The organism is Stieleria varia (genome assembly GCF_038443385.1).
Taxonomy (GTDB): Bacteria; Planctomycetota; Planctomycetia; order Pirellulales; family Pirellulaceae; genus Stieleria; species Stieleria varia.
Genome location: NZ_CP151726.1, coordinates 823,798 through 848,166, shown reverse-complemented (window position 1 = coordinate 848,166; position 24,369 = coordinate 823,798). Strand labels below are relative to the sequence as shown.

16 protein-coding genes and 1 tRNA gene are annotated in these 24,369 nt (G+C 54.8%); 9 read left to right on the top strand and 8 right to left on the bottom strand.

What is annotated here, in order from left to right; all coding sequences use genetic code 11:
* Positions 1 to 11 precede the first annotated feature (11 nt).
* Positions 12 to 85: transfer RNA gene (locus Pla52nx_RS03000), tRNA-Arg, on the top strand.
* A gap of 5 nt (positions 86 to 90) precedes the next feature.
* On the opposite strand, the gene Pla52nx_RS02995 is transcribed toward Pla52nx_RS03000, so the two are convergent.
* Positions 91 to 1,359, bottom strand: a complete 1,269-nt coding sequence (locus Pla52nx_RS02995) for a tyrosine-type recombinase/integrase (RefSeq protein WP_197454244.1) — start codon at positions 1,357 to 1,359, stop codon at positions 91 to 93.
* Positions 1,360 to 1,713: 354 nt separating this feature from the next.
* Between Pla52nx_RS02995 and Pla52nx_RS32855 the strand changes: the two genes are divergently transcribed.
* Positions 1,714 to 2,457: a PEP-CTERM sorting domain-containing protein gene (locus tag Pla52nx_RS32855; RefSeq protein ID WP_146518213.1), complete on the top strand. Its 744-nt coding sequence runs from the start codon at positions 1,714 to 1,716 to the stop codon at positions 2,455 to 2,457.
* 1,181 nt (positions 2,458 to 3,638) lie between these two features.
* On the opposite strand, the gene Pla52nx_RS02990 is transcribed toward Pla52nx_RS32855, so the two are convergent.
* The 7 genes from Pla52nx_RS02990 to pdxA all read right to left on the bottom strand — a co-directional run bounded on the left by Pla52nx_RS02990 (position 3,639) and on the right by pdxA (position 16,429).
* The gene (locus tag Pla52nx_RS02990; protein WP_197454321.1) at positions 3,639 to 4,088 is read right to left on the bottom strand and encodes a PDDEXK nuclease domain-containing protein; all 450 of its coding nucleotides are present in this window, start codon (positions 4,086 to 4,088) and stop codon (positions 3,639 to 3,641) included.
* A 289-nt stretch (positions 4,089 to 4,377) separates the two neighbouring features.
* Positions 4,378 to 6,042 (bottom strand): alpha/beta hydrolase, encoded by a 1,665-nt coding sequence (locus Pla52nx_RS02985; RefSeq protein WP_197454242.1) that lies wholly within the window; start codon positions 6,040 to 6,042, stop codon positions 4,378 to 4,380.
* Between the two features lie 113 nt (positions 6,043 to 6,155).
* Positions 6,156 to 7,535 carry a DUF1501 domain-containing protein gene (locus Pla52nx_RS02980; RefSeq protein WP_146518210.1) on the bottom strand — a complete coding sequence of 460 codons (1,380 nt, stop codon included), beginning with the start codon at positions 7,533 to 7,535 and terminating at the stop codon, positions 6,156 to 6,158.
* Between the two features lie 84 nt (positions 7,536 to 7,619).
* Positions 7,620 to 10,067, bottom strand: a complete 2,448-nt coding sequence (locus Pla52nx_RS02975) for a PSD1 and planctomycete cytochrome C domain-containing protein (RefSeq protein ID WP_146518209.1) — start codon at positions 10,065 to 10,067, stop codon at positions 7,620 to 7,622.
* Positions 10,060 to 11,349 (bottom strand): DUF1552 domain-containing protein, encoded by a 1,290-nt coding sequence (locus Pla52nx_RS02970; RefSeq protein ID WP_146518208.1) that lies wholly within the window; start codon positions 11,347 to 11,349, stop codon positions 10,060 to 10,062. Before Pla52nx_RS02970 ends, Pla52nx_RS02975 begins: the two co-directional genes overlap by 8 nt.
* A complete protein-coding gene (locus tag Pla52nx_RS02965) occupies positions 11,346 to 15,275 on the bottom strand; it encodes a DUF1592 domain-containing protein (RefSeq protein ID WP_146518207.1) in 3,930 nt (1,309 codons plus the stop codon). Before Pla52nx_RS02965 ends, Pla52nx_RS02970 begins: the two co-directional genes overlap by 4 nt.
* Positions 15,272 to 16,429 (bottom strand): 4-hydroxythreonine-4-phosphate dehydrogenase PdxA, encoded by a 1,158-nt coding sequence (pdxA, locus tag Pla52nx_RS02960; RefSeq protein WP_231741673.1) that lies wholly within the window; start codon positions 16,427 to 16,429, stop codon positions 15,272 to 15,274. The genes Pla52nx_RS02965 and pdxA overlap by 4 nt, the downstream gene beginning before the upstream one ends.
* Before the next feature lie 144 nt (positions 16,430 to 16,573).
* Between pdxA and Pla52nx_RS02955 the strand changes: the two genes are divergently transcribed.
* The 7 genes from Pla52nx_RS02955 to Pla52nx_RS02925 all read left to right on the top strand — a co-directional run bounded on the left by Pla52nx_RS02955 (position 16,574) and on the right by Pla52nx_RS02925 (position 24,323).
* Positions 16,574 to 17,272 (top strand): GntR family transcriptional regulator, encoded by a 699-nt coding sequence (locus Pla52nx_RS02955; RefSeq protein ID WP_197454241.1) that lies wholly within the window; start codon positions 16,574 to 16,576, stop codon positions 17,270 to 17,272.
* Positions 17,273 to 17,367: 95 nt separating this feature from the next.
* Complete coding sequence (locus Pla52nx_RS02950) at positions 17,368 to 17,817, top strand: 2-keto-3-deoxygluconate permease (RefSeq protein WP_146518205.1); 450 nt, start codon at positions 17,368 to 17,370, stop codon at positions 17,815 to 17,817.
* Positions 17,781 to 18,062, top strand: a complete 282-nt coding sequence (locus Pla52nx_RS02945; protein WP_146518204.1) for a 2-keto-3-deoxygluconate permease — start codon at positions 17,781 to 17,783, stop codon at positions 18,060 to 18,062. The genes Pla52nx_RS02950 and Pla52nx_RS02945 overlap by 37 nt, the downstream gene beginning before the upstream one ends.
* Before the next feature lie 537 nt (positions 18,063 to 18,599).
* Positions 18,600 to 21,887 carry a PSD1 and planctomycete cytochrome C domain-containing protein gene (locus Pla52nx_RS02940; RefSeq protein ID WP_146518203.1) on the top strand — a complete coding sequence of 1,096 codons (3,288 nt, stop codon included), beginning with the start codon at positions 18,600 to 18,602 and terminating at the stop codon, positions 21,885 to 21,887.
* Between the two features lie 4 nt (positions 21,888 to 21,891).
* Positions 21,892 to 23,307: a DUF1501 domain-containing protein gene (locus tag Pla52nx_RS02935; RefSeq protein WP_146518202.1), complete on the top strand. Its 1,416-nt coding sequence runs from the start codon at positions 21,892 to 21,894 to the stop codon at positions 23,305 to 23,307.
* 216 nt (positions 23,308 to 23,523) lie between these two features.
* Complete coding sequence (locus tag Pla52nx_RS02930) at positions 23,524 to 24,093, top strand: DUF1501 domain-containing protein (protein ID WP_146518201.1); 570 nt, start codon at positions 23,524 to 23,526, stop codon at positions 24,091 to 24,093.
* Complete coding sequence (locus Pla52nx_RS02925; protein ID WP_146518200.1) at positions 24,069 to 24,323, top strand: DUF1501 domain-containing protein; 255 nt, start codon at positions 24,069 to 24,071, stop codon at positions 24,321 to 24,323. Before Pla52nx_RS02930 ends, Pla52nx_RS02925 begins: the two co-directional genes overlap by 25 nt.
* Positions 24,324 to 24,369: the final 46 nt, after the last annotated feature.

Sequence of the window (24,369 nt, the reverse complement as noted above, 5' to 3'; positions counted from 1 at the left end):
CTTACCCGCAAGCACCCGTGGCACAATTGGATAGCGCATCGGTCTTCGGAACCGAGGGTTGGGGGTTCGAATCCCTCCGGGTGTACTGACTTAAATACTTGCCAGTAAACGCTTTAGCGTCATTAACTCCGAAGCCGATAGCTGTGGAGTTTTTTCTTGTCCCCCCATTAATCCCCCCACTAATGCATCCGAAGTTGCATCGGGGGTGAGTTTCTGACGGACTTCCGATGCAGCGGCCTGAGCCGAACGCATCGCGCCGTAGTACTTCTCCGTCGTCGCGAAATCTGCGTGACGCATAACGACCTTTAACGTCTCCGCAGAGACGCCGGCATTGATCAGACGCTGCGCGCATCCTCGTCTGATGTCGTGAGCACTCGCGAACTTGGTTCTTGTGCCCGTTCGCTCATCCTCCTGACGAACCACGATCCCAGCTTCTTCTCCGATCGCCGCAATGGTCCTGCCGACACGTTCCTTGGTCAGTCGCTCAGAAATCGGAACCTGCACCGCACCAGTCCGGCGCTTCGCACGGCTCTCAACATCCTGGACAACCGCCTCCGGGATCGTTCCCGTGTCGACCTTGAACTCTCGGCTCCGCCGAAAACCTTGCTTCTTCAGCCACTTCCGCACCGCTGCGTCAGAAACCCCGCAAGCCGCCGCAATCGACAGATTGCTGTACTGCTTGGCCAGGGCGACCAAATCATCCGGTGAGGGTTGGAACCACTTGCATCCAGGTTTCACCGTCGACGTGATCGCCAATGGATTGACGATCCAGCCGGTGCGTTTGACCTTGGGCACTTCCAACAAAAAGGCCTCCAATTCCGGCAGCATCGGGACCTCCTGAAGCTTGCCGTTTTTCTGGGAGGAGGGGACAGTGATCGTTGGGTGGACGCCGCTACGCGTCGGCCAGACGGGCCGAATGTGGCGTTCGTCTTCCCAATGAAAATCCATCAAATCACCCACCCGAAACCCGCTGTACCACAGCACGCGCAAGGCAAACTGCCAGGACGGAGCTTCGTTCTTGCCGACCACACGCGATGTCGCTTCGATCATGCGATCCAGTTCTTCGCCCGTGATCGGACGACCCTTCATCACATCATCAACGCTCAGCGAATCCAGATCAGGCACTTTAACGATCCAATCACGTTTGGCGCAAAACCGCACAAACGCCATCACGGCACCCATCGAGCTGTTGACGGTGTTCGGCGACCGATGGTCATACCGTGACTCGTCACCTTCGAGCAACCGCTCTTGCAGGTACTCCAGCATGTCGAGTGTCATGACGTCTCGGACCATCACTTCGCCCTCGATCCCATGGTCAGCCATGTGTGCGAGAAAAGGGGATGGGGGTCTTTGTTGCATTGGGGGTCTTTGTTGCATTCTTGCTCCCAGCAACACTTCCGCGACCGTCAGCGGAATGATTGCAGGAACGCCGCAGTTCATGAGGCCCGAACAGGCGACCGGACTCCGGGTGGATCACAGCAGCGACCTCTTCAGTTTAGGAAGCGTGCTGTAAACGATGGCGACGGGCAGGCTCCCTCACAGCGCCGACGCCGGTCTCCAGGGCGAAGGCGTCAGGGTGTACATTCTTCTCCTATCCGCCAGTTACGGAATCCCAGTTACGGAATCGTTGCTTGCAATCGCAAGCTCTTAGAAATACGATGCATCGGGTCAGTTTAGTCTTTGATTCGCACCGCATTCGTAGCAAGCAGCAACATGATAGATCGCTCTGCAGCTGGACGATTGGTTCTCACGCTTGGTTTACTACTATCAGCGTCCTCGGCAAGTTTCGCTGAAGTTGTGACTCGGCCAACGGGTCTGAATCTGGGAGATCAGTATCGGCTAGCATTCGTGACAAGCGTTGGGCGCGATGCAAGTTCCGCAAATATCGCCGACTACAACACATTCGTCTCGAACGTGGCAAACTCCGTCCCTGCGCTTGCAGCCTTGGGGACGTCGTGGAATACCATTGCCTCCACTAGCACCGTGGATGCACGAGACAACACTGGCACGAACCCGTTGACGTCAGACCCTTCGGTTCCCATTTACCTGTTGAACGACACTCTTCTTGCAACTGGCAATTCAGACCTGTGGGACGGTTCCATCCTGAACTCTCTTTCTGTCACCGAAACGGACACGCGCCACAGCGATTTTGTTTGGACGGGCACAAGATTCAATGGAATCGGAGACGCCGACTTTGCGATGCCTGGAATCTCTCCGAACTTTTCTACCCTCAATGTTTTGCAGGGGCACTCGTCCATTGCAACCCTTGACTGGATCAACGTCTCTTTGGTTCGTTCTCCTAGCTTGTCCTACTCGTTCTACGCCCTATCGGCGCCGATCACCGTCACTTCCGTCCCAGAACCATCCAGCCTTGCTGTGCTCGCTATGGGCACCCTTTGCTTGACTAGTCGCAGACGCAGTCAACGACAAAAGCGGCGCGCAGTCTCGGCAGAATGAATTGCGAGGAATGCTCCCACCTTCGCACGGAACCCGGCGGGCCGGTCGCCGGATCTGATCGGCACAGCTAATCGCTCCGCAAACATCGTGTTGGAGAAGCAAAAAAGTTCCGGAACTCGAAAACAAGCAGTCAATTGTGTTCCTTTGTCTAACGAAAGACCCGACGAAACTGGACGAGTTCCTCACGCAGAAGTGAGCTTCTGTCTACGACAGCGCGCTTCGGCGGCCGACGCAGTATTAACTTGCGATCGACGAAACAAGAGCGTCCGAAGTCGGCCACCGGAGCAGTGAACAGAATCGTGAAAAGTCGCTTCGCTGTGACGCACCGACGGAATTTTGCCGAACGTCTCCGAGGTAGCGGTTTATCCAACCTCAACGGCAGAGAGAAAAGATATCTGTCAAATCCGACAGATGGGACCTATGGGACTCATAGGACCGATGGGTCTCATCGGTCGCATTTGTCCTATTGGTCCCACTCAATTTGGTCAGACGGAATCTCGCCGATGAATACCGACGCATCGAAACGGCCCAACTGAAATCGCTTCGGTTTCATCGACCGGGGTCCGTCGCGTTTGCTCGAACTATCCCGGAAAGTCACATTTCCATTCCCAGATTCGGAAGTCGAGCAAGGAGCATTCAGCCCCGTAGCACGTCGAGTGGAACCTACTGGAGGTAGTCGACGGCAACGCAGGAGATTCTCCATATGTCGACAAAGTTTCTATCCGCTGTCCAACGCTATTGCAAAGCCAAAAAACACTCGAAAGGCACAAGCGACGAATACAAAGCCACCGTGAGAAAGTGGATCAGTTGGGGGCAAGAGATTCCTGTGGAACAGCTATCCCGATCAAGCATTCGAGATTTCCTGGATTGGGTTTACGCGATGCGGTTGAACAAGGAGGTAAGAATCCGGAGCGGACGTCGAACAAGGCACGTGATCTTGTCCGCGCTGTCGCCGCATGGGCATGCGGAAAACGACAAAGAAGAAAAGGTTCCAACAAAGAAGAAAAGGTTCCAGGACTCAAAAGTCGGGGGTCACTTGTGGCAGTCTCACGCAAGGCTGCGTGAGCTATGAACGCGGGTTGCAAGTTGTAGCGATCGGACGCTGTGCTCCGGTGGCCGACGCCGGATTTCATTGAGCCCCACTGATTCGCCAAAACAGGCGAGGTGAGGCACCGGTACGGTTATTCCAGGTCGGTCTCGATTCTTTCAAGCTCTCGTTTGAGTTTCTCTTTGCTGGGTAGATACAATTGGTATTTGGACGCGAATGTATTCGCCTCCCTTGGCAACGTGAGCTCAACCAATGCGTCATTCTTTCTCGCACAAAGGACGATCCCCACAGTCGGTAGTTCGTCATCCAATTTGACCTGTCGATCGAAGTAGTTGACGTACATTTGCATCTGTCCGAGATCGCCGTGCGTGATCTCTCCGATTTTTAGATCAAGCAATACGTAGCAGCGGAGCAGGCGATTGTAGAGAACCAGATCGACCCGAAAGTACTTATCGTCGAAAGTGAAACGCCTCTGTCGGCTCTCGAACAAGAAGCCTTTCCCGAGTTCCAACATGAAGGCCTGCAGTTTATCGATGATGGCGGTTTCTAACTCGCTTTCACTGTAACTGGCTTTCTCATCCAGATCGGAGAACTGTGTTCTTGATCAAATCGGCAGCCTTCGCGATGACCTGACCCTCCTGAGCGAGTTTTTGAATTTCGTCATTTCACTTTTCCCCTCCTAGAACAACACGATTGATCCCGTTAGCCGTCAAGTCGTTTCCCGCTTGCCACGTCTCGCCGGCATCGTCGCTAAAGTACACCGTCGACGGAAACCATTCTTCGGCCACCGCAACCCACAGCGACCCAGAGGTCGTCGCTGAGACTGAAATTCGTCATTGCTGTAAAGATGGCGAGCAACAAGAGCCTAGGGATCATTTCGCCACCTCGGGCTTCTGAAGGTTTTGCACTTCAGTTGAGGAATCAGCACTGAGTTCGGCTTTGACGGCGAGATAGGACTCCCATGCCACTTGCTCCAGATACTTCGCATCCTCTTCACTCACATGCCCCATGTAGCCGGCTCCCGCATTGCGGCGCATCCACTCTGGCAGTTTGACTTGATAAGCGTCGGGCTGGAACTTGGCGAATGCCGTTTCTAACTGATCGCTCAGACTCGTATTCTCGTCTTTGGTCAAATGTGGCCAAACGTGATAGTCGCGCGGCAAGCGTCCCTCTGGCGATTGCTGAACGAGTGCAGCGTAAAAGCAGGCGAGGTTAAGGAAGTGGCCGACATCGCCCGGGTGTGATTTGTCATTAGGATGCTGAAGTTGCAGCTCCGGACGTTCGGTTCGAACTTTCGCCCAAGCGGTTGAACAGGGAACATAAATCTTGATGTTATTATCTCGAGCTAGTTTCCGGATTCGTTCACGGCCTTGCGCTTCGCGATCAGTTGTCCCCCAGCCGACTTCATAGAACACTGGCTCCGATCCAGACTGGCGAATGGAATGGCAGTACTGAGTAATGGCGTCTCGGTGAGCTTGGCCATCGGCGTTGCCTTCGCCATCACCCATGATGAAGCGACAAACCGTCATCAGCACCACGTAGTCGAACGGTTCATCGCGGACCTTGTCGAGAAAGCTTTGCCCACGTTTGACGCCGTATTGGTAATCACATTTGGGGTCGAGATACACCCGAATGTCACTTCCGCTGCGACCGACCAAATCCGCATCGACCTTTCGGTTTTGAACCAAGCCGCCGCTACCAGAAATGACCTTGGCGACTTCGTTGGGCATATCGTTCCAATAGGTTGAACTGCTGCCGGCGAACAGTATTCGCATAGTGTCGTTTTTTGCCGAAACGGCGGTCAAGACTTCAGCGGCGATGCTGTCCAGTCGTTCGCCTGCGTAAAACTCCTCACCGCCATGCTTGCCGCCCGCAACAACGTCCAACTTCACCGGACGGTCCGCTTTGTTGTAAGCGGTTTCCAACTCCTTGGATTGCCGCGGTGGCATTTGGGGATCAGCATCTCCGTGGATCAACCACAGTGGCGGATCAAAGGAATCCACATGTGCTATAGGACTGGCTAACTTAGCCAACTCAGGGACTTCGTCTGGTTGACCGCCCAGCAACAACTGGAGAGCCGGAACGCGAACACTCAGCCCGTGTTGAGTGGATTGCGACAAGATCGATTGCAGGTTTGAGGCACCGTAAAAGGAGACGATCGCCTGAACATCCGACGACTCGGATAGATGTTCGCCAACGGAACCCTCTAATTCGTCAACGCCGTTGGTAACGCCGACCAAGGCAGCCAAGTGCCCGCCCGCCGATGAGCCCGCGATCACGAAGCGATCTGGATCAAGGTTTAGCTGTGAAGCCCGCCCGCGCAGGTACCGGATCGCGGCTTTAATATCGTGGACCTGAGCGGGAAATTTGGCTTCGGTGCTAAGTCGATAATCGACGCTGGCAATCGCGAAACCCCGCTTGAGCCATTGCAGCACTGGAACGTCGCTCTTCGATCCCGCTCGCCAAGCTCCTCCGTGAACCCAGATGATCGTGGGCGGAGGCTTCGTTGTCGCTCCAGAAGGTGCATAAAGATCCATAGTCAACATTCGATCGCCAACACGCGCGAAATTGATCTCTCGTTGCGTTGGTTCTGCGGCTCTGGTTACGCCGCAGACAGCTAGTGCCGCCATAAAGAAGGATAAGCGAAAAATCATGCGATCACCTCATCAACAACACGTCCATAGACATCGGTGAGCCGGAAATCGCGGCCCGCGTAACGGTAGGTTAAACGCTCGTGGTCGAGCCCGAGCAAATGCAGAATCGTGGCATGCAAATCATGCATGTGAACTTTGTCCTCGGTGGCCAGATAGCCAAAGTCGTCTGTGGCTCCATGGGCGTAGCCCGCTTTAACGCCGCCACCAGCCATCCAGATCGTATAGCCGTGTGGATTGTGATCGCGCCCCGGTGCGCCACGATCGATTTGTGCAACTGGCGTGCGTCCGAATTCGCCGGCCCAAACGACCAGCGTATCATCGAGCAATCCGTGGCGATCGAGGTCTTCGATCAACGCTGCTGCTGGCTTGTCCGTTTGTGCGGCGCTATCGGGCAAATCGCGTTCGATGTTGCCGTGATGATCCCAGTGGTAACCGGTCGATACTTGGATGAAGCGAACCCCCGCTTCGGCCATGCGACGGGCCAGAAGGCACTGCCGAGCGAAACCGTCGGTCGGTTCTTGATCGACGCCGTAAAGATCTTTTGTCTCCTGTGTTTCACGCTCAAGGTTGAACACTTCGGGAGCAATCGACTGCATCCGATAAGCCAGCTCAAACGATTCGATTACACCTTCAATTTGAGGATCAGGACCGACTTGCTGAGCATGAACTCGGCTGAGTGCAGTGATTGTGTCGACCTGTTCTTTCTGTCGCACTTCGCTGAGCAAGTCATTGTTCAAGTTCGCGATCTGAGGCAGTTTACTAGGTGTTTTCGCCAGCAAAACCTGCATTGCTTGATGTTTGGCGGGCAGAAACGAACTGCCGTACAATCGAACGCCGCCATGCATGGTTGGCGGATCCAACGCGACGAACGCGGGGAGGTCTTGATTATCGTTTCCGAGGCCATAGCTGACCCATGCACCGACACTCGGTCGGTCAAACGCCGCTTCGCCAGTATGCAACCTCAGAACTGCTTGGCCGTGCGCTTCGCCTTCTGTATGCAGACTCTTAATGAAGCATAATTTGTCGACGACGCGAGCCGTATGTGGAAACAGTTCCGACACCCATTGGCCGCAATCACCGTGTTGTTGCCAGTTCCATTTGACGCCAAACACTTTTCCAAGTCGGTCCGGTCGAATCAATCCAGGTAGGTTGAACGGCAAAGAATTGCCGTGTTGTTCATTCAGTACCGGCTTGCGGTCGAACGAATCCATCTGGCTGACGCCGCCATGCATGAACAGGAAGATGACTCGCTTTGCTTTGGCAGGAAAATGCGTCGACTGGGCGAGCACCTGCTGAGAAGTGAGCCCAGCAAGTGCCAGTCCACCGAAGCCGCAAGCGGCTGAGCGAAGCACGTCACGTCGAGAGGTAACTTGCATGGTATCGTGGTGGCGACTTTTAGTCGCCACTTCCAAGGGTCTGTAACTTTTAGCACGGCGACTGAAAATCGCCACCACACGGTGCTAATCTAAAAACTGAAACTGAGTACTACCAAGGATCGCTTGGCAGACTTTCAACATGTCGTGGGAAGTTAATCCTGGTTCTCCGTCGGCTTGTGCTTGGATGTAATCTTGTAAGAGTTGCTTTTCTTGCGTTGTTGGTTCTCGCGATACGAGCGTCTTCATCACATCGACAACAAGATCATCAAGCACTTTGAGATATTCGCTGGGCTCAAGCGAAGTCTTTTCCGACGCACTGTATCGGGCAAGAACTTGTGAACCGATCGTTTCGGCAGATGCCTGCACGAAATCACTGTTGAGGAAATAGAGTGACTGAGGCGCGACGATCGTTCGCGGTCGGGCCCCGGTGACCATTGTGTTGCTGGCCGCATCAAACAACTGCAACAACGCGGGTTCAACGGTACGGATCACTGGTTGATAGACAGTCCGTCGATTGTCTTGAATGTTGAGATACTCACCGAGGTTGCTGGCATCACCAATCGGCAGCGTGCGCAGCATGTCTTCGTTCGGCCCGCGTTTGAGCTCACCTCGTAGGAATAGCAGGCTATCGCGAATCTCTTCTGCTTCGAGACGCCGACGGTTTTGATGAGCCAGCAGTCGATTCTCGGGATCTTTCAGATCAGATACATCGACAGATCGACAGTAAGCGTCGGACAGAACGATCGCACGCACCAACCGTTTCAGGTCCCATCCGCTGGCGATGAATCTCACGGCTAGGTCATCGAGCAATTCGGGGTGCGATGGCTGGTCGCCCATCGTTCCAAAGTTATCGACGCTGCGAACGAGGCCTTCTCGAAACAAATGCTTCCAGACGCGATTGACGAACACGCGAGCAGTAAGTGGATTGTGAGGCGAAGTGATCCACTGGGCGAGTTCGAGTCGTCCGCTCTGATCAACTGGAATCTCCGGTTGCCCCTCGTAGGCAGCGACTTGCAGGAAGCCACGCGGAACCCGTTCTCCCTTGCTGGACGCGACTCCACGTATTCGGATCTGCTCGTCCGTGATGACATTTGCTTCGCGTACCGCCATCGCATGAGGCGGCATCTCGGCAAGCAACTCTGCCAACTTCTGTTCCGCCTCGCGAAGCTCCTCCGTGGCGGCGACTCTCAGTCGCCTCAGCTCCTCCACAGAGCCGTCTTGGTCATGATGAGTAGACGTGGTCTTTGGCAACGGAAAGTCGCCAGCACTTAAATCATCGAGCTTCTTCTTTGCTTGAAATCGCTTGCCAACCGCCTTGACCCAGCGATAGCGGTTGTCTTTCAAGAAGGCAGACAACTTCTCATCCCCGCCCGGTCCTAGACCTCGACGCTCCCAATCGGACTCGTCGTCTTTTGGGCCACCGATGCGATCCACCAAAGTCGACGTACTGGCGAAGATGCCAGCCAACGCGTAGTAGTCGGCATGCGGCAGCGGATCAAATTTGTGATCATGACATCGCGCACAACCAAGGGTCAGGCCGAGCAACGATTTGCCGATCGTGTCGATCTGCTCGTCGATCACGTCCAGGGCTAGCTGTTCTTTGTCGAACGTGCCGAGGACTTTGGAACCGAGTAACAGGTAACCCGTCGCGATCAAGTTCTCGTCTCTTTCCGCGTCTGAGTCCGCCGGAAGCAAATCTCCTGCGAGCTGCTTGCGGATAAATTCATCAATCGGCATGTTGCGATTCAGTGCATCGATCACCCAATTGCGATAACGCCATGCATCATGAAACGGAACATTGAAGCTGGAACCGTTGCTGTCTGCATAGCGTGCTAAGTCGAGCCAATGGCGTCCCCACTTTTCACCGAACCCATCCGATGCGAGCAGTAAGTCAACGCAGTGGGCGTACTGGTCCTCGTTGGATAAGTCGAAACGCGATGTCGTGTTTGGCTCGGGCGGAAGTCCGGTCAGGTCATACGAAAGGCGACGAAGGAGAATAGACGCGTCGGCTCGCACGGACGGTTGCAGACCGGCATCATCAAGACCGGTGTTGATGTGATCGTCGATGCTTGAATTGGAGGGATGCCTCGACGAAAGCGGCTTGAACGCCCACCACTGACGACCAGCTTCGATGTCGATCTTTTTTCGTTCCGCAGCACGTCCATCTTCGCGAGGATCGACGGCGCCCGATTCGATCCACTTCTTGATCAGCGCCCGATCGTTCTCGGGCAACTTGCCATCAGGCGGCATCTCCAGCCCAGGCACTTCGTAATTTACCAATCGCCAAAGTAGGCTCTTATCGAGCTCAGCGGGAACGATGGCCGGCCCCGAATCGCCACCAACGGACCAGCCCGCTTTGGAATCGAGCACCAATCCGCCGCTCGCTTCTCCGCTAACATGACTGTGGCAGTCGTAGCAGTTTTTCTGCAGTAGCGGCTCGACGTAATCGCGAAAGAAAGCTGCATCGTCCGTACAGGCGGTCGTCGAAAGACTTAGCAAAATCGCGACGGTTAGGCTGTGTCGGCTAAACATCGGTCAAGGCTCCTGCGCTGTCAGCAAACCGGTCGATGTTGACACTCGCTCGCTGTGCCAAAGTCAGCCACAAGTCCGCAAGCGGGCGACGACCAGCGTATTGCTTGAACCCGGTGTGCTTCACCAAACCACCTGCTAACAAGACTTGCAGATCTGCATAATTATGTTTGTCGCCGTCACTGATACCGCTCCCCATCACGATGCAGCAACGATCGAGCAACGTACCGTTCCCCTCGGAAATCGCAGCCAACTGCTGAACGACGTACGCATAGAGTGCGACATGAAAACGATCGATCTCCGTGATCTTCGCTTTTGCCTCATCGTCTTTTGTATGAGTCAAAACATGATGGTTTTGCGGTGAATCAAACACTCCATCGAACATGCGTGGGCTGTCCCAACGTTCGGGATCGACCAGTAGAGTTGCCACGCGAGTCAAATCGAGCCGAAACGCATGAACGATTAAGTCGCCCATCAACCGCAAGTACTCGTCGCGTCGCTGCGGTATCCCGGCAGGTTCAGCGAACGGAGGTTCCGTAATCCTCGCCGCTGCTCGTTCGGCCGCCTGAATTCGACGTTCCGTTTGGCGGACACTCTCCAGGTATTCGTCTAGCTTCGAACGATCCGCAGAAGAGAGACGACTTGCTAATTGCGTAGCCGAGCTTTGGACATGATCGAGCACGCTTTGATTGAGCACGTCACCGTTGAGGCGACCGAATAGACGACCAAAGGCAGTTCGTGGATTCTTTTCTGTTTGCGCCGCGTGGCCGGGGCCATACCAAGAAATGCACTCAAAGTATTTCGTCTCCTTGCGGTTGGTAAAGTCATTGCAACTCAGTTCCAGCGAGGGAAGCGGCGTGTCACGGCCGAGCTGTCGGGCCATCAACTGGTCGAGCGTCGTGTTGGTAGGAAAACCACCATCGAGCGTTTCTTGCGGCGCGGAGCTCGTCAACCAACACGATCCACACTGAGCATGAACACCGGTCCCGGGGACAAACTCACGATCCAATCCGGACAGTAACGAAACTTGATTACGGACGGGCTCAAGCGGCTTCAGTGCAGGTGAAAGCTCCCACGATGCCCCCTCGCTTTGCGGCAAAAAAGTATCCTGGTTGTATCCGTTGGGTGTGTAGATGAACGCGAAGCGTTGTGGTAACGATGTGCCTGCGTCGACGCCACGAGCTAACGACTCAAGCCACGGCAAAGCGAACATTCCGCCCGCGGCCGATCGCAGAAAATGACGCCGCGGCAATGCTGCGCTGCGATCCATGTGACGCTGATTCATGGCAGGTTCCTCACGTGCTGGAAAGGATAAGAAAGCACGATGCCTTCGATGATGGCTGACATTCGATAACCTTCCCCGGCAGCGTCGGTCACGATCTGGTCGACGGTTGTCATGTCAAAGTATTCAAGATGACGACCGAGTGCGTAGCTGAGCATGTGTTCGACAAAGCCACGTACCAACTCCTGTTCCCGAGCGCGGATCGCATCTTTGAACTCTGCGGGCGAATCAAAATCACGATCGTTCCATGTCCCGCTCGCGTCGACCGCTTGCTCGCCGTCATGTGTTCGGTAGACTCCCATGGCGTCAAAGACTTCCAGTGAAAAGCCGGGCGGGTCGATGCGGCTGTGACAGGAGTTACAATTCGGGTCACTGCGATGTTTATCAAAGAGCTGCCGAACGGTTTGCGTCTGCTGTGCGTCACTGTCTTCGCTTACCGCCTCTTCCAAAACAAACGCAACTTTCGGTTCACTGGGCGGTCGATTGAAAACCGTTTCTAATAGCCACGCACCACGTTTGATGGGACTGGTTCGGAATGGAAGCGAAGTCAATGTTAGTGGGCCGGCCATCGTCATCACACCGCCGCGCGTACGATCGGGGAGCTGTGTCCGCAGCCAGTACGATCCGGCCACTTTGTCAGGGATCTGATCGGGCAAATCGCCACACTTGCTAGCCTCGTCTTTGGCTTTCCGAAATTCGTCTTGCAGCCCATAAAGTTTGGCGAGTTGACCATTGAGCCAAGTGAAGTCGGGGTCATACAAATCTAGGATCGTGCGATCTTCGACCAGAACCGTTTCAAACAGCAACAACGCTTCAGTCATCATGGGTCCATGCAGCGTCGATTTCCCCTGCGGACCGGAGTAGAAGGTCTTAAAAATCTCGCGATCAGGCTTGGAACTATAGAGCTGGTCCAGTCGCAACCACTGCACTGCGAACGATTCAGATAGTTCACGCGATCGCGAACGGTCCGCCAGCATGCGTCTGATTTGGGCGTGGAGGACATCCCGCTTCCTAAGTTCTCCCGACTCAGCCGTCGCCATCAGATCCTCATCAGGCATTGATGCCCAAAGAAAATAGCTGAGTCGATTGGCGAGTTCGTACGCAGTGACTTCACGCACTCTCTCGCTCGATTCGACAAGGGGTTCCGCCTGGAACAAGAACTCGGGTGACGTCAGCACCGTTTGAATCAGTCGCCGAAGTGCTTCGATCTCCGAATGGCCCTTCGCAATATGATCGGCAACTAAGGCGTTTGCGATGGCCAATTCAGACTCTGTCACCTCACGGCGATACGCTCGCGTCAGGAACGATTCCGTGGCGGCGACTTTCAGTCGCGGCTGTGACGGATCTGACTGCGGTGAGTTTAGCATTTCTTGTTGGTTCGGCGACTGAAAGTCGCCACCACGCTGAGGCAATCGTTCACCAAAGATGAATCCAAAATCATCGAGCAAAACGTAGTCACCAGTGAACTTCGAACCATCGACGGCCAACTTCTCGATCGACGTTCCCGGCGGCGCGACCCATGAAAAGAAGACGTTACCCGTCTGTTCGCTAACATCTGCTTGCCGAGTGAGTCGTTGGCCGTTGGATAGAACTGCGCTCAATTGCACGCGACCACTTTGATTTCGGCGTGAGAGCACGCACACACCAAAGTGCTGAATCCGTGGATCGAAGGACTCCTGCCCGGCAAAGGTTAATTCGAAGACCTTCTCACCCTTATTGCGATTGGTCAGCGAGTGGCTACCGGAGGTCTCATCGACCGTAGCAAACGACGCCAGCCACAAGTCAATGTTGGGATTGATCAACAACACTTGATCGTTGACACGCACCTTGATCAATCCGCCTTTCCCAGCGATCGTCTGATTGTTCAAAGCCTCAGGTACATCGAATGTCCCGCCACTGCCCCGTTCGAACGAGGCAGTCAACTCGCGAACAAAGCTGTCATGCCATGTATCATTTTCTGCGGCTTGGTTACCGATTCGCTCTTGCGCTGCGAATTCGGCACGCATGGCCACGGTTTCCGAATCGCTCTTCTCAGCAAGCGGCATCAGCGTTTCCTCTTCGATGCCGAATAACTCTTGCAGCACGCGACTGTCTCTGAGCAAGCGTTCGCTCGAAGCAATCGCAGAAGCCATCTCCGAATACTTTTCAAACAGCAGCGGCGAGAAGTTCATCGCGTCGCCGCGGTTCGCATAACCGTATTCGGCGCGACTGTCACCGGGCAGACCCAAGTCGGGTAAGAGGACGTCATATTTTTGCCCGTACTCACGCATAGATGACTGCACAACCATCGCGTGGCCGTCTTGGACGAGTGATGCAAGGCCGCCATTACGGGGCAAGCGCTCGGGAAACATGAAGATGTCATAGTTCAATCCGAACAGATCGCGAACCGTGTTGTTGTATTCCAGTCGTGTCAGGCGTCGAAGAATCGGCTTTCCCGGATCGATTGCGTTCAACCTTGGATTCGGTTGGGACAAAACTTTTCTGGCAAATGAAAGTAACGCCTCACGTTGCGTCTCATCGAGTTCATACCCCGAATCGGCGAGTGGCATCTGCCCCGCTTCAACGACATCAAAGACGGTTTTCCAAAGGGGACGATCTCGGCCGACGTCGTCGAGCGAACTGAATCGTGACAGATCAACGGTACCTTCTTGGGTATCGGCGTTATGGCAATCAATGCATTGCTCGGTCAAAATATCGTTGAGCGATCCGATGTCGAAGGAAATGGCGATGTCGGGGAACCAAAAACTCACCAGTACAAAGAGAAGCAATCCTTTCGTTTTCGCAATCGAATCGATCAAATTCCCGGATGGGACTGCCGTTGCGGATTCTTTGGCATTCGAAACTGGCACTGACGAGTGTTCCCGCGCGATCCATGAATAACTTCCCGGCTTGATCAAATAGAGTGGTGATGCCTCATCGATTGACCTCAGGGCCACGATGCCGTCTCCCGCATTGGAGATCGCAGCCAATTGCTGGTAGCCAAGTTCGCGGATGAGCATTGACGCCGTTCGGCCTCCCTCAACCCACACTTGGGCCGGTCGACAATGTGCAAGCACTCCCGAGGCGACATCGGCTAATTTCTCAATTCGAGCTTCGGGCAAATCGCTTTTGATATCGACTGCACGGATCGCCGCACGTCCGTGCGCAGACAAAGTGTGGCAAACGTGAGCAACCAGCTCATTCGACGACCGTGAGGCATCCATCTGTACAACCGGCCAATCGTCGCATCGCGTCATGCTTGTGCCGCTTACTAGCAAAATGTCGCCATCACAGCGGAGCGGCGTGTCATCGTATGTAATGTTCATCAGGGCGAAGGCGGATGGATCTGCTGATTCCAGACATTGCTCCAATACAGCTTCGAAGAACTCCGCCCCGCCGGCCGCTAAAGACTGTGATCGCTGGCCATACCAGCGACGCGCGTGATGCATCAGATCGGCGGAGCAAGTGACATCGCCAATTTCGATTGCATCTGGTTGACTCAGCAACTCCATCACATCATGGCTGTGGCACGGGTGCTCGGGATCGGCCGCAAACTCTGTCTTGTGCAACGGGACGTTGTTGACAAGGATTTTCCCTTGAACAACCATCCGATGCTTTCGCGGGTTCCCACAAACCAACAAACAATGGTTAAGCCCAGCTGCCTTGCGCATCGCTGCGACTTCAGCCGCCACTGGCCCCCTCAAAAGCGAATCGACTTTCTTGAACAGCACGTCGGGACGCAGCTCCAGGGCCTGCCTCGTCAACTCGCACACCCTTGCGGTGGCTGATTGAACATCCAATGATCGGCTATCAGCGTCGACGACAACGATGTCGGCGGGCGTCGAATAAACCTGCCCGACATGGACCTCGGCCGTTAAACCAAAACGAATGGCCGCTCCGGCAACCTCCGCTGCACCTGTGAAATCATCCGCGATGACAATGATCTTCATATTGTCGCCCTACCGCTGTCTCGACTTTCGTCGACCGTATCGAAGTGGCGGCGACTATCAGTCGCCGATTCATTGCTCGATCGGGCTTCAGTCACCAACTGACTGGCTGAAATTGGCGACTGACAGCTTCCACCACGAAGCAGATTCGACGACTGAACGTCGCCGCCACAGAGCTTCATCGCCAACGCAACAGCCTGGAGCATGCTCGTCGGATCCGCGTCAAATCTTTTCCATGCGATATCCAATGCGGTCCCGTGATCCACACTGGTACGCACGATCGGCAAGCCGAGCGTGGTGTTGACCGCTGTTTCAAAGCTCAGCGCCTTCAGCGGAATGTGCCCCTGGTCGTGATACATGCAAACGAACGCATCGGTTCTCTGACGGCGGTTTGGCAGAAATGCAGTGTCAGGTGGCAAAGGCCCCTCAATTTCAACTCCGCTGCGTCGTGCTGCTTCGATTGCGGGAACAATGAAACGCTCTTCCTCGCGATTACCAAACAAGCCGCTTTCGCCCGCGTGTGGATTGAGTCCGCAAACCACCAATCGCGAACGATGCCCTTTGATCTTCGCAATCGCCTGGTCCGTCAGCTCAATCACATCAAGAATTCGCTGGACCGACATTAAACTCGGCACGTCACACAATCCGACGTGCGTGGTGACGAATGAACAAGTCAATGCATCGGAGGTCAGCATCATGCAAGCTCGGCCGGACCGGGTGAGGGCCTCAAAGATCTCGGTGTGCCCTGGATACTGCACGCCGCTTTGTCGCAGCGCTTCTTTGTGAATCGGCCCGGTGACGACGGCGTCGACCTCTCCGCCCAGTGCGGCCTCGATCGCTGTAGTGATGTAGCGATAGGACGCTTCACCCGTCATCGCGGAAACGACACCCGGTTCCCAGCAACTGCGAAGGGACTCGATGTGAAAGATTGCAGCCCCGTTCGCGTGAGCGGTCGAAACCGCGTCCGCAAGCGAATGGGCAACCGGTGGCATGGGCAGTTCGGCCGCCTGGCTGAGCTTTAAAAAGACGTCTGCATCGCCGAAAAAGACGAATCCGCAGTCGGACCTTCCGCGGCCTCGCCACGCCTTCAAACAAACCTCAGGCCCGATCCCGGCGGGGTCTCCCATGGTGACAGCGATGATCGGCGAAAGAAACACGAGCGACCCCTGGGCATCTGCACGCGAACAACTCTAAACTGCATGCAGTTTACCCTGGCGGCTGAGAGCTGTCAATCCTGCATGCAGCTTGGTATCATTGGATGGAGCTGCGGTGACGCCCACCGCGGCAATGGGAGACTGGGAATGCCTGTGAAGCGGACAACGACGATCAAACCTGCCAAAATCAGAGGCCAGAGAACTCCCGAGGCGAGCTTGCGACTGAGTGAGCAAGTTTATGAGTCGCTCGTTGAGATGATTGTTCTAGGCAAACTCACCCCAGGCCAATCGGTCAGCGAAGTCGAATTGGCTCGAACCCTCAATGTCAGCCGCACACCCGTTCACGAGGCCGTCAAGCAATTGGTCAAAGACGGCTTGATCGTTCAGGCTGCGAATCGACGCCCCGTCGTTGTCTCGTTCGGACCCGAGGACGTCCGCGATGTTTATGAGATGCGTCGGATTCTCGAAAGCGAAGCGGCTGCGAAGGCGGCCGACCGAATGGATCGCCCTACCTTGCAGCAACTCGAAGCTGGGCTGAAGGCTTTTCGAAAGCGAAAGCCAACGAGCGGTTCGATCAGTGTCTGGGTGAAACTCGATGATGAGTTCCATTCAGCGATTGCCGCGGCCGCAGGAAGCCCTCGCTTGGCGGCCGATATCGTTCGATACCGTCTTATGAATCGCGTCTTCAACCGATCGCATACCGATGCCAGTGTTCTGCAGCAGGCTGCTGAGGAACACGAAGCGATTCTCAACGCGTTGCGACGACGTTCCCCCGATGAGGCTCGTCAAGCGATGCGAGAACATCTCGAAGAGTGGCAGCGATTCTTCGCCAATCATCTTCGCTGAACGAACTTGTAAGAGCGATGCACCTGCTCTACCCGAGGCATCGTTCGACGCTTTCTGCGCAGGTCAGGAGAAAGATTTAAGGCAATGGAAATGCGATGCCGAAGTGGTTCAAACGCGTCCCGGGCGGGTTGATGATCATTCCGATATTGATTGGTGCCGCCCTTTCAACAGTGGATCGAGTGCATTTTGAGCCCGTGCAACAAATTCTCCGCTGGGTTGGCGTTCCACCGGTTGAATCCGTTGATGGTGTCGAGAAGTATGAATTTCTGCAGATCGGCGGCTTCGCAACAGCGCTAACCAGCGTCGGCGCGACGACATTGATCGTCATGTTCCTGGTATGTGTTTCGGCGCAGATGGACGTTGGCGTAGGTCGCAACGCGATCCAGAAAGGCGCGATCAGAACGTCCACTGAACTATTCGTGGCGATCGCTTGCGGTTATGCGATTGCGGCAGCTCAGATCGTTTTGATGGCTGGTTCGGGCTTTCGCTGGTTGCCGCTCTGGCTGCGATGTCAAAGGGTAACGGCGGACTTTACTTGGCACTGACAGGGCAGTATGGAGATCGAAGTGACGTCGGAGCGGTTGCTATGATTTCGCTCAATGACGATCCGTTCTTTACGTTACCCGCTCTCGGGATTCTTGGCGAGCAATTTCCGATTGCAGCTTTCCCCGATGGCTCGACTGCGGGAAATGCCGTGCAGACTCCCCCTGCCGTTGCGATCGCCTCTGGACATGGAATGGATGCTGGAACCACTGAAGTGACTGAACTCGCCAACTGGGAACTGCAGTAATGCTTCCGCCAAGATACGCGATCTTGACGTGCTTCTTTGCGACAAGCTTTGCGGAGAAGTTGGGTACGCCATCACGCAGATTGCCTTCAAGAGCGTCGCGAAGAGGATAGTCATCTTGTGATAACGCAGGAGTTCCGAACAGCAGAAGCGATAATCGCAACGCCAAACGCGAAGTGAATGGATGGATGGAAGCGAGCAGGAAGGTGGGCTCATGGTGCGTATTGCGGCGGGGTAAATGGCGCCCAGCGTCCTCGATGAGGGCAATGATGGCATGCGTGATCACAAATCACAAGCAATGTTGATTGCTCAACACGCACGGCAAGCCTTATCCAAAGACTAACCCAAGGTAATCCACACGTCTCTTTCAGCGCGGTGATATACTGTATGGAATTCCGAGACCCCGCCGTGTAGTGGTCCGCACTGGCAGATGCAACTGCGGAAAAGCAACGACGCCAAAACCACCAAAATGCGAACAAACCGCTAAAACATGAATCCAATCGCCGTTCTACCGAGTGCAATTACCTTTTGGGTTCCGCGATGACGAGACAATGGCTATTCCTGGTCTTGCTGGCGGTAGCGCTGGTCGATTGCGTTGGGAACGAGACACATGCCGACGATACTTTGCTAGCTCTCGGGGCTGAGAGTGAACAGTTCTTTGAGCAGGAAGTACGCCCCATTCTTGTGGAACGTTGCAGTGAATGCCATGGAGCGAATAAGCAAGAAGGCGGATTACGAGTCGACTCCATTCGTTCATTGATAGAACCAGGCGACTCGAATCCCAGGATCATTCCTGGTGACATCAACAGTCGCTTGTTGCAAACCGTTCGACGCGAAGGTGATCTGGAAATGCCTCCTGACACGCCGCTGTCATCGCGCGAGATCAGGTCACTCGAACTGTGGGTAAAGTCGGGTGCCTTTTGGCCAGCCACTCTTCAACAGACGGATCGTTCCGCATCCCCATTGAATACCGGAAAGGATCACTGGGCGTTTCAGCCCATCAAGCTTCCGGACGTTCCGAAGATTGAAGACTCCAGTTGGGTACAAACACCGGTGGACGCATGGATTGCGGAGAAACTGGCTGCGAATGGACTCTCGCCATCACCGGCAGCCGATCGAAGAACATTGATTCGACGGGTCACCTACTCGCTGACTGGATTGCCGCCGACGTTTAAAGAAGTCGAGCGATTCGTAAATGACACCGATCCAAATGCTTACCAGAACCTTGTCGAACGATTGCTCACATCGGCTCAATACGGCGAACATTGGGCACGCCACTGGCTTGATGTCGCTCGCTACTCTGACACCAAAGGCTATGTCTACGCAAGAGAAGAACGTTTTTGGACTCACGCGTGGACGTATCGGGACTGGGTCGTTCGAGCATTGAATAGCGACATGCCATACGACCGATTCTTGTTGCTACAAATCGCTGCTGACCAAGTCGACGATGGCACGCTGGACGACCTCGCCGCGATGGGGTTTCTTACCCTGGGTCGTCGATTCTTGGGCGTGCGACGCGATGTGATCGATGACCGTATCGATGTGGTATGTCGCGGCACGATGGGGCTGACGGTGAACTGTGCTCGCTGTCACGATCACAAGTACGATCCAATCCCTACCGCTGACTACTATTCGCTGTATGGCGTGTTCGACAGCTGTATCGAACAGCAGAGCGTACTCAGCTTGGATGCCACAGACGATGCTTTTCGCATTGAACTTAAAAAGCGGCAAAACACACTTCAAGAAAATCTGCGAAAGCACAGCGATGAATCGAGCCAGCGGGCACGTGAACGCGTTGCTGACTATTTGTTCGCACAGACCGAGTTGCACAAATATCCTGCGGATGGTTTTGACCAAATTTTCCAGAAAGGTGATTTGCTGCCTGCTTTCGTACGCAACTGGGAACGTTATCTACGAACGGCGGCGTTGCAAAACGACCCAATCTTTTTGCATTGGCACGCTTACAGATCCATTGAATCACCTGAGTTCGAAGCGAACGCTGCGATGATTCACGATCAGCTGCGAAAGCAAGGGGCTCCGATGAACGCAATCGTTCAGTCCGCTTTCTCTACGCCTCCGAGTTCGTTTCGCGATGTTTGCGACCGATATGGCGAAGTGTTCGCGAAGCTCGACGAGCATCCCGATGGGCCTGACAAAGAATCACTAAGGCAGCTTCTCGAAGGTATCGGCTCCCCGTGTCGTGTTCCCGACGGACCGGTCTCGCACAGTGAGACGTTTTTTGACTCCGGCACGTTGACGGAGTTGTGGAAACTGCAAGGAGAAATAGATCGTTGGCTCAACGGTGCTGGTAACGTGCCCGTCGCGTTAGCACTGATCGACCAAGCTGAGCCTGTTGAGCCTCGCATATTCCGTCGAGGCAATCCATTGAACCTTGGCAACGACATACCACGACAATTTCTTTCAGTCCTCAGTAGCTCGAACCGCCAACCGTTTCAAAACGGCAGTGGCCGCATGGAGCTAGCACGAGCGATCGTGGATCCGGCAAATCCGCTGACGGCGAGAGTGATCGTCAACCGTGTCTGGCGAGATCATTTTGGAACCGGCTTGGTGACGACACCGAGCGATTTTGGTCTAAGATCCGATCCTCCGTCGCATCCTGAGTTGCTCGATTGGCTCGCGGCGTCTTTTGTCCGTGAAGGCTGGAGCCTGAAACAACTCCATCGCTGGATGTTACTGTCGTCAACGTACCAACAAGCGTCGACTGTCTCCGACGATCCCGCGTTACGGCAAGATCTCGCACACATCGATCCGAACAATCGGTTGCTTTGGCGAGCCAATCCACGACGGTTAACGTTTGAGGAGTTGAGAGATTCCTGGCTGCGAGTTAGCGGTTCGCTTGATGAGTCCCTTGGAGGCAAGCCCGCGAGCCTTTTCAACTCTCCGTATCCCACCCGACGTACACTCTATGGCTTGGTCGATCGCCAATATCTAGAGCCGACGCTCCGCGTGTTTGACTTCGCCAATCCTGATCTTCATGTGCCTGAGCGCAATGAGACGACAGCTCCTCAGCAGACACTCTTTTTCATGAATCATCCGCTGGTCTTGGAACGAGCCAAAGCCCTAGCAAGCTTGTCGCGTGGCGGTGATGCGGATTCGGCGACATTCGCGTCACGATTATTCCGCCAAGCATATCAGCGTGACCCGAGCCAAGAGGAATCCGCCGATGTGATTTCCTGGTTGAAGAATCGTCCAAACACGATTCTTGCAGAGACGCCTAGTACGGCAAAGGACTGGAGCTATGGCTATGGCAAGTTGGATGAATCGAATCAGCGTGTGGATGCATTCATGACGCTGCCACATTTCACTGGAACCGCTTGGCAAGGCGGTCCCGCATGGCCCGACGCAAAGCTTGGCTGGGTACAAATCACCGCAAATGGTGGTCACCCTGGAAACAATCGCAATGTCGCTGCCATTCGTCGCTGGACCGCTCCTCGCAATATGACGGTCGCGATTCAGTCACACTTGGCACATGAGCCTGAGGCGGGTGACGGTGTTCGAGCGTTTATCGTGAGCTCGTCGCGAGGCGTGTTGAAGTCAACCAAAATTCACCAGATGGCCGAAGACTTGAATGTCGATTCGTTGGATGTAAAGCAAGGCGAGACTGTCGACTTTGTGGTCGATATCGACGAAGTGCTCAATAGTGACCAGTATCTTTGGACCGCGACTGTCCATGAGCAGCTCGTTAACCAGCCGGTGGTTTGGAATTCGATTACTGATTTTCCAAGCAACACAGCTGCCGAGCTAGATGCGTGGGAGCAGCTTGCTCAAGTCATCTTGTGCGCGAATGAGTTTTTGTTTGTGGATTGAATCAATGATGAAAAACACGTTTCACCGCCGCGACCTCCTTGCCCGTTCGGCACTCGGTGTCGGAGCGATCGCACTCGCGGGCGTTCAGGGCGACAATGATCGCTTGGCTGCCGCGGAAACGAACCAATCAGCCAACTCACTCACAGCTCGCGAGCCTCATTTCCCGGCCACTGCGAAGCGAGTGATTCATTTCTTTCTCAATGGCGGGCCTTCGCATGTCGATACGTTTGACCCGAAACCTTTATTGGCCAAGTACGCTGGCAAACCACTCGCCAACACGCTGACGACAGAACGAAAAACGGGAGCAGCATTCCCTTCGCCGTTTACGTTCCGTCGTTATGGCGAATCGGGTATCGAAGTCAGCGACCTTTTCAAGCGGACGGCGGAACATATCGACGACATTGCGGTCATTCGCTCGATGCACGCTCAGGTCCCGAATCACGAGCCATCGTTGATGCTGATGAATTGCGGAGATTCAGTACAAACCCGACCAAGCATGGGATCGTGGCTGCTCTATGGGCTTGGGACTGAGAACCAAAACCTGCCCGGCTTTGTGGCCATGTGTCCTGGTGGTTTACCAATCAAGGACAATGAGAACTGGCAATCTGGGTTTCTACCTGGTGCGTATCAAGGAACATATATCGACTCGCAACACAAGGAGTTTCGCAGGATGATCGAGAACATCGAGCACCCGCAGGTGTCGACTCGCGATCAACGCCGCCAATTGGATTTGTTGCAAAGCTGGAACCGCAGACATCAACAGTCGCGTTCGGACGACCGATTGGATGCTCGCATTCAGTCCTACGAGTTGGCCTTTCGGATGCAACACGATGCACAGGCAGCATTTGATGTTTCCGATGAACCAAGGCATGTCCAAGAGCTTTATGGATCGGGCGTGCATGGTCGACAAACGCTAATCGCCCGACGTTTATTGGAACGAGGTGTTCGTTACGTCCAACTCTGGCACGGTGCCGGCCAGCCCTGGGACAACCACGAGAACATCAAAGACAATCACCAGAAACTGGCCGATCAACTGGATCAGCCGATTGCCGCTTTGCTGACCGACTTAAAACAGCGAGGAATGCTCGAAGACACGCTGGTGCTTTGGGGAGGCGAGTTTGGACGAACGCCGACGGTGGAATTGGGGGCTGGAGGGGATCCGAAACAGGGACGCGACCATAACCACTGGGGCTTCAGCGTTTGGATGGCTGGCGGTGGCATCAAGGGTGGAACCGTGCACGGGTCGACCGACGAATTCGGTTTCCAAGCCGTGGAGAATCGTACGAGTGTGCATGATCTCCACGCGACGATGCTGCACTGTCTCGGACTGGACCACACTCGCTTAACGTATCGCTATGGCGGTCGAGACTTTCGGCTGACAGACGTGCATGGAAACGTGATTCACAACATTTTGAGCTGATTGCCAGCAATTCCCCAGGGTCCAGCCCAGTGGGGTAACTTTTCAAACCGACCTTGAGATTGGCCGGTCAGACCCCCGCGCCAAGGAAATTGGTCAACTGCAAAATGCCTGAGTGAGGAGACTCGCAATCACCCAGGTCGCTCACTTCATGTAGAATATAGGTCCTGCCTCAAACTACCTGCCCACCTTAAATCCTGCCTTTCTGGGTACTCGCCCATGCCTAAGCCTTTCTATGGATTGGATCGTCGAGGTTTATTGTGTGCCGCTGCCGCGGGTGTCGTTGGATCGATACTGCCGAGGAACGTTTTATTGGCAGGCGATTCGACGGTGAATAAACGCGTTGGATTTTGCAAGGCCAAGTCTGTGTTGATCGTGCTGCTTAGCGGCGGTCCAAGTCAACTCGATACGCTCGATCCGAAACCCGATGCCCCAGCGGAAGTTCGCGGGGAGTTCACGCCGATCTCGACGACGATTCCTGGTGATCAAGTTTGCGAACACTTGCCAAAACTTGCTCAGCAAACCAATCGCTGGGCCATCGTGCGAACGCTCGCGCATCGCGAACACAACCATTTATTGGCGACGCATGTCGCGTTGACCGGTCGCCCTACGCCGGTGCCACGTGGTGGATCGGATTTGGATCGTGTGGAGACTCGCAACGAATTCCCCAACTACGCGTCGGCGTTGGATTTCATTCGTCCGCGCAGCGATGGCATGCCTTCGGGTGTTTCTCTACCGAACTATTTGATCGAAGGCCCTTTGACATGGCCCGGTCAACATTCAAGTTGACGGATGCGTTCGAGATCAGTCGTGAGTCGGATGCGACACGAGATCGTTACGGCCGCGATCACTGGGGCGCTGTTCAATCGGTATTGTTCGCCGGCGGCGGCATTCGCGGTGGCAATGTGGTTGGTAAGTCCGATGCGCGAGGTGCTTATCCCGACGAACAACCGGTCAAGCCAGAAAACTTCGCCGCAACGATATACGACGCCTTGGGAATCCCAGCCACAGCGGCTTAGCATGACGCCGAGAATCGACCCCACCACATTTATCACGGCGAGACCA